6 protein-coding genes are annotated in these 6,636 nt (G+C 71.8%); 2 read left to right on the top strand and 4 right to left on the bottom strand.

What is annotated here, in order from left to right:
* From ACH4SI_RS41190 to ACH4SI_RS41175, 4 genes are all read right to left on the bottom strand, one after another.
* A partial coding sequence (locus tag ACH4SI_RS41190) for a lyase family protein (RefSeq protein ID WP_398305887.1) occupies positions 1-401 on the bottom strand: 401 nt, incomplete at its 3' end.
* Between the two features lie 38 nt (positions 402-439).
* The gene (locus ACH4SI_RS41185; protein WP_398305884.1) at positions 440-1,474 is read right to left on the bottom strand and encodes an asparaginase; all 1,035 of its coding nucleotides are present in this window, start codon (positions 1,472-1,474) and stop codon (positions 440-442) included.
* A gap of 107 nt (positions 1,475-1,581) precedes the next feature.
* On the bottom strand, positions 1,582-3,042 hold the full coding sequence (locus ACH4SI_RS41180) for an amino acid permease (protein ID WP_398305881.1): 1,461 nt from the start codon (positions 3,040-3,042) through the stop codon (positions 1,582-1,584).
* A 29-nt stretch (positions 3,043-3,071) separates the two neighbouring features.
* Positions 3,072-3,791 carry a FadR/GntR family transcriptional regulator gene (locus tag ACH4SI_RS41175; RefSeq protein WP_398305878.1) on the bottom strand — a complete coding sequence of 240 codons (720 nt, stop codon included), beginning with the start codon at positions 3,789-3,791 and terminating at the stop codon, positions 3,072-3,074.
* Between the two features lie 175 nt (positions 3,792-3,966).
* On the opposite strand from ACH4SI_RS41175, the gene ACH4SI_RS41170 reads away from it, so the two are divergent.
* Together ACH4SI_RS41170 and ACH4SI_RS41165 are read left to right on the top strand one after the other, a co-directional pair.
* Positions 3,967-5,307 carry an enolase C-terminal domain-like protein gene (locus ACH4SI_RS41170; RefSeq protein WP_398305875.1) on the top strand — a complete coding sequence of 447 codons (1,341 nt, stop codon included), beginning with the start codon at positions 3,967-3,969 and terminating at the stop codon, positions 5,305-5,307.
* A 292-nt stretch (positions 5,308-5,599) separates the two neighbouring features.
* A complete protein-coding gene (locus ACH4SI_RS41165) occupies positions 5,600-6,628 on the top strand; it encodes a sugar ABC transporter substrate-binding protein (protein ID WP_398305872.1) in 1,029 nt (342 codons plus the stop codon).
* Positions 6,629-6,636 lie beyond the last annotated feature (8 nt).

The following is a 6,636-nucleotide window of genomic DNA, read 5'->3' as shown; positions in this document are numbered from 1 at the left end:
TGGAGGATCCCGTACTCGCCCTTTCCGTGGCCCAGGATCTCCAGCGCCCGGTTGGCGATGACCTCGTTGGCGTTCATGTTCGTCGAGGTCCCGGCGCCGCCCTGGATCACGTCCACGACGAACTGGTCGTGCAGTTCACCGTGGCGTATCTCCTGGCAGGCGGCGGCGATGGCGTCGGCCTTGAGCGAGGAGAGCAGGCCCAGGTCCTCGTTGGCGCGGGCCGCGGCCTCCTTGACGGCGGCCAGGGCGTTGATGAGGTGCGGGTAGGCGGCGATGGAGGTGCCGGTGATGGGGAAGTTCTCGGAGGCGCGCAGGGTGTGGATGCCCCAGTAGGCGTCGGCGGGCACGTCCCGGTCGCCGAGCAGGTCGTGTTCGCGGCGGTGGCCTGAGTCAGCGGTCATGGCTGGCTTGCATTCCTTGGGTCACGGTGGGTGGCGGATCAGACGGCGGGCAGGGCGAGGGCGTCGGTGGCGTGGAGGCGGCCGACCGTGGTGCCGCCGCCGTGGACCGGGGTGGTGGCGAATTCGGTGAGGATCTCGGGGTCGATGCCGCAGTGGGCGAGGGCTGCCGCGGTGACCGGCATCCGGGCACGGTCGGCCCCGTCGGCGATCTTGACGACGAGGGCCCGGCCGTCGGACAGCCCGGCCATCTGCACGCCTTCGAAGCCGTCCTTGGCGAGCAGTCCGGGGACCTTGCGCATCAGCCGGGCGACGTCCCGGTCGTCGCCGGACGCCATCTCGGGGTAGGTGCGCATGGCGTCCGCGACCCGGCCCTCGGGGGTGTCCGGGGCGGCCGAGGCGAGGGCGGCGGCGGCGCGGGCGAGACCGAGCGGGGAGACGGAGAACAGCGGCGCGCCGCAGCCGTCGACGGTCACCTGGGCGACGCGCTGTCCGGTCAGCTCCTCCACGGTCTCGGCTATCACCTGCTGGAGCGGGTGGGCGGGGTCGAGGTAGTCCTCCAGCGACCAGCCGCGCAGCTTCGCCGTGTAGAGCATCGCGGCGTGCTTGCCGGAGCAGTTCTGGGCCAGCCGGGAGGGTTGGCGGTCGGCCCGCAGCCACCGCTCGCGCATGGCGGAGCCGTACGGCAGGTCGGGGGTGTTGCGCAGCTGGTCCTCGGAGAGGCCGGCCTGCTGCAGGATGCGCCGGGAACCGGCCAGATGGTTGTCCTGCCCGGAGTGGCTGGCGGCGGTGAGCGAGAGCAGCTCGCCGTCCAGCGGCAGCCCGGCGCGCAGCAGGGCGACGGCCTGTACGGGCTTGAGCGCGGACCGCGGGTAGAACGCCGCGTCGATGTCGCCGGCCTGGAACGCGACCCGGCCGTCGGCGGCCAGGACGACCGCCGACCCGTGGTGCACGCCCTCGATCACACCGGCACGTACGACATGGGCGAGCGGCACATGGCGGGGTTCGCGGATGACGGGGGGCCCGGCCGGGGTGTGGCGAGCGTCGTCGGTGTGCTGCCCGGTGGTGTGGTTCATGGTGGTGGTGATGCTCCGGTCGTCGGGGGTGGTTCAGGGGGTGGTGCGTCCGCCTGGTCGGGACGGCTGGCCGGCCGGGCCGCTCAACTGCCCGGCCGTCGCCGCGGCTATTGCCCGGCCGTCGCCGCGCCGTCGCGGGCGGCCGCCCGGCTCCTGGTGAAGAACCAGCCGATGACCAGCACCAGCCCGATCGCCGGGAAGGCCATGACGGTGAGCCGGCTGGGTCCGCCGTCGGCCCACATCAGGACCAGGACGGAGGCGAGGAAGCCGAGGGTGACGATTTCGGTGTACGGCGAGCCGGGCAGCCGGTAGCCGGGCCGGGTGAGGTGGCCGGCCTGGGCGCGGCGCCAGAAGAGCAGATGACAGATCATGATCATCGCCCAGGTGGAGAGGATACCGAGCGCCGCGAAGTTGAGCACGATCTCGAACGCCTCGCTGGGCACGACGTAGTTGAGGCCGACGCCCAGCACACAGATGCCGGAGGTGAGGAGGATGCCTCCGTACGGGACCTGGGTGCGGCTCATCGCGCCGGTGAACTTGGGCGCGGAGCCCGCCATGGCCATCGAGCGCAGGATCCGGCCGGTGGAGTAGAGGCCGGAGTTGAGGCTGGACATCGCGGCGGTGAGGACGACGAGGTTCATCACGCCGCCGGCCGCGGGCACGCCGAGCTTGGAGAGCACGGTGACGAACGGGCTCTGCTCGGCGGAGAAGGCGCCGGAGGGCATCAGCATGGAGAGCAGCACCACGGAGCCGACGTAGAAGACGGCGACGCGCCACATGATGGAGTTGATCGCCTTGGGCATGATCTTCTCGGGCTCCAGGGTCTCGCCCGCGGTGACGCCGACGAGCTCGACGGAGGCGTAGGCGAAGACGACGCCCTGGATGACCAGCAGCATGGGCAGCGCGCCGTGCGGGAACAGGCCGCCGTGCTCGGTGATCAGGCTGGGGCCGGTGGTGTGGCCGTCCACCGGGTGGCGGCTGACCAGCAGGAAGATGCCGATCGCCATGAAGACGACGAGCGCGCCGACCTTGATGATGGCGAACCAGAACTCCAGCTCACCGAAGATCTTCACGGAGATGAGGTTCACCGACAGCACGACGGCGAGCGCGATGAGCGCGACCACCCACTGCGGGACGTCGGTGAACATGCCCCAGTAGTGGGTGTAGGTCGCGACGGCGGTGATGTCGGCGATGCCGGTGGTGGACCAGTTGAGGAAGTACATCCACCCGGCGACGTAGGCGCCCTTCTCGCCGAGGAACTCCCGGGCGTAGGAGACGAACGCGCCCGAGGACGGCCGGTGCAGCACCAGCTCGCCGAGGGCCCGCACCACCAGGAAGGCGAAGAGGCCGCAGAGCGCGTACGCCAGGGCCAGCGAGGGCCCGGCGTCCTTCAGGCGCCCTCCGGCGCCGAGAAACAGCCCGGTGCCGATGGCACCGCCGATGGCGATCATGTTGACATGCCGGGCCTTGAGGGACTTGCTGTAACCGGCGTCGCCGGCGTCGACATGCTGGGGCTGATCGGGCCCGTGGTCGCGGCGTTCTTCCTGCCGGAGGGACTGCTCGCTCACGCCTGCTGTCCGCCTTCCGTTGGTTCGTGTCACACGCCGTCGTCCGCCGAAGCGGGGCGCACGATAGAGGTCAGGGTGGTCTCGACCCGTTCGAGGTGGTGGGTCATCGCCGCCACCGCGTCGGGTTCGGACCCGTCGGCGAGCGCCTCGACGATCGCCCGGTGTTCTCGGTTGGACTGCTCCCGGCGGCCGCCGAGTTCGTTGAGAAATGCCGACTGCCGTGCCAGGGCATCGCGGATCTCCTCGATGACCTTGCGGAAGACCGGGTTCTGCGCCGCCTGGGCGACGGCGAGATGGAACGTGGTGTCCATCGCCACCCAGGCGGTGGTGTCGGTCTCCTGCTCCATCCGGTTCAGCAGATGGGCCAGGTGATCGAGGTCCTCGGCGGAGCGGCGCAGGGCCGCGTACCCCGCGACGGGGATCTCAATGTGCCGACGCACTTCCAGCAGGTCGCTCGCGGCGTAGTCGCCGAAGGTAGGATCTTCCACCGGACCGCTGGAGATGACGAACGTGCCCTTGCCGGTGCGCGAGGCGGTGAGCCCCATGGTCTGCAAGGCCCGCAGAGCCTCACGGAGCACCGGCCGGCTCACCTCCAGGCGACGGCACAGCTCGGCCTCGGAGGGGAGTTTGTCCCCCACCGCGTAGTCGCCGCGCTCGATGGCGTTCCGAAGGTGGCCGAGTACCGCTTCCATGGCGCTCACTCGGCGAGGAAACGATTCAGCGCCTGTCTGGCTGTCTGACAAGTTCACCCGAGGATCCTGAGCCGGGCACCAAAGCGTTGTCAAGGGTTTGACGCGGCGAATGATTCGGCCGACGCAGCGAAGGAAACCGGCCAGCAGACGCCCGTTTTATGGGCATATGGACTTTTCACCGTCCAGGCCGGAGACTGCGACTGAGGGGCGAAGGGACGAGGTGTGACGCGCGATGGCGACGGTACGAGGACCCGCCACGAGGGCGGTGGGGGCGACGAGGACGCGGATCACGGCGCTCGACACCCACGACATCCGCTTCCCCACCTCACGCGGGCACCACGGCTCGGACGCCACCCACCCCGACCCGGACTACTCGACCGCGTACGTGATCGTCCGCACCGACGCCGGGGACGGCCTGGAGGGCCACGGCTTCTGCTTCACCATCGGCCGCGGCAACGAGGTCGAGGTCGCGGCGATCGACGCGCTGCGCCCGCTGCTGATCGGCGCCGAACTGCCCGGCCTGCCCGCCGGTCTGGCCCACCTCTACCGGACCCTCGCCGACGACGGGCAGCTGCGCTGGCTGGGCCCCGAGAAGGGCGTCACCCACATGGCCGTCGCCGCGGTGATGAACGCCCTGTGGGACCTCGCCGCCAAGCGGGCGGGCAAACCGCTGTGGAAGCTGCTGTCCGACCTGAGCCCGGAGGAGTTGGTCGCGCTGACCGACTTCCGCTACCTCGCCGACGCGCTGACCCCGGACGACGCCCTGCGGATCCTGCGCCGCGCCGCCCCCGGCAAGGCCGCGCGCGAGGCCCGGCTGCGGGCCGAGGGCTACCCGGCGTACCTCACCTCCTGCGGCTGGCTCGGCTACGACGACGACCGGCTCGCCCGGACCGCGCGGGCGGCCGTCGCCGACGGCTTCACCCAGATCAAGCTCAAGGTCGGCGCCGACCCCGGCGACGACATCCGGCGCTGCCGGATCGCACGCGAGGCCATCGGCCCGGACATCCGGCTGGCGCTCGACGCCAACCAGCGCTGGGAGGTCGACGAGGCGGTCGAGCGCACCCGGGCGCTGGCCCGGTTCGCCCCGTACTGGATCGAGGAGCCCACCAGTCCCGACGAGATCATCGGGCTGGCGGCGATCCGTCGCGCCGTCGCACCCGTGAAGGTCGCGGCGGGCGAGCACGCCGCCAACCGGGTCGTCTTCAAGCAGCTGCTGCAAGCGGGTGCCCTCGATGTGCTGCAGCTGGACGCGTGCCGGGTCGGCGGGGTCAACGAGAACCTCGCGATCCTGTTGCTGGCCGCCGAGTTCGGGATTCCGGTGTGGCCGCACGCGGGCGGTGCCGGGCTGTGCGAGCTGGTCCGGCACCTGGCCATGTTCGACTACGTCGCGGTCTCGGGCACCCGGCGGGACCGGGCCGTCGAATACGTCGACCATTTGCACGAGCACTTCCTCGACCCGGCGATCGTCACCGACGGCCGCTACCGCGCCCCCACCGCCCCCGGCTTCAGCTCGGCCCTGCGGCCGGAGGCCCTGCGGGCGTACGCCTACCCCGACGGGGCCGCGTGGTCGTGAGGGCGGCGTGCGGCTCGGCTGCCGCGGGTTGTTCCCCTGCCCGCCCCTCCCCACAACCGGGGCTCCGCCCCGGGCCCCGGTCCTCAAGCGCCGGACGGGCTGGAAACCAGCCCGTCCAGGGGGCACCTCCCAGCGGTAGCTGGGGGAGCTTGAGGACACGCCCGAAGGGCGTCCGGGGGCCCAGGGGGCAGAGCCCCTTGGTTGGGGTCGGCGCGGCGCGCCCCCCGGGGGACGGGCGGCGGGCGGGCTTATGGTCGCCACAGCCGTTCCGTGACCTGGAGCCGGGAGCACGATGCGCACGACGCGCCACCGCCTCGCCACCGCCGCCGCGGCCCTCGCGCTGGTCTGCGGCCCGGCCGCCGCGGGCTGCTCCGAGGGGGCCGGCGGCGGGCGGCGGGTGGGCGTGGTGGTGCCGTTCCTCACCTCGCCGTTCTGGGAGGCGTACGACCACGACATCCCGCGGCAGGCCGCCAAGGAGGGCGTCCGGGCGCTGCCGACGGTGAACTCCAACAACGACGCGAGCCGGCAGGTCAGCGACGTCCGCAATCTGCTCGCCCAGAACGTCGACGGCCTGGTCGTCTCCCCCATCGACTCGGCCGCCATCGTCACCGCGTTGCAGGCCGCGCAGCGGCGGCACGTCCCGGTCGTGGCGGTCGACGTGGCACCCGACCGGGGCAAGGTGGCGATCGTGGTCCGGGCCGACAACCGGGCGTACGGCGAGAAGGCGTGCCGGAGCCTCGGGCGGGCCGTGCGGGGGCGCGGCAAGGTGGTGCAGATCGAGGGCGACCTGGCGTCGGTCAACGGGCGCGACCGCACCGCCGCGTTCAGCGCGTGCATGCGGCGCCACTACCCGCACATCAGGGTCCTCGACATCGCCGCCGGGTGGCAGGCGGACCAGGCGGCGGCCGGGCTGGAGGCGCTCTACAGCGCCAATCCGGACATCAAGGGCATCTATCTGCAGGCCGGCGGCGTGTACCTCGCGCCCACGCTGCGGACGCTGCAACGCCATGGGGCGCTGCGCCCCCGGGGCCGTCGCGGCCACATCGCGATCGTCTCCAACGACGGGATCCCGCAGGAGCTGGACGCGATCCGCAAGGGGTGGATCGACGCGACCGTCTCCCAGCCCGTCGATCTGTACGCCCGGTACGCCATGGCCTACATCAAGCGGGCCATGGCCGGGAGGCCGTTCCGGAAGGGCCGGACCGATCACCACAGCACGATCGTCGAAGTGCGCGGAGGCATCCTGGAGGATCAGCTTCCGGCCCCGCTGGTGACCCGGGCCAATGTGAACGACCCCGCCCTGTGGGGCAACCGCGGATGAGCACGGAG

The sequence above is a fragment of the Streptomyces sp. NPDC021212 genome (assembly GCF_044332925.1).
In the GTDB taxonomy this organism is placed as follows: Bacteria; Actinomycetota; Actinomycetes; order Streptomycetales; family Streptomycetaceae; genus Streptomyces.
Note: the sequence above shows the minus strand (reverse complement) of the source record. Positions and strands in the feature narration are given on the sequence as shown.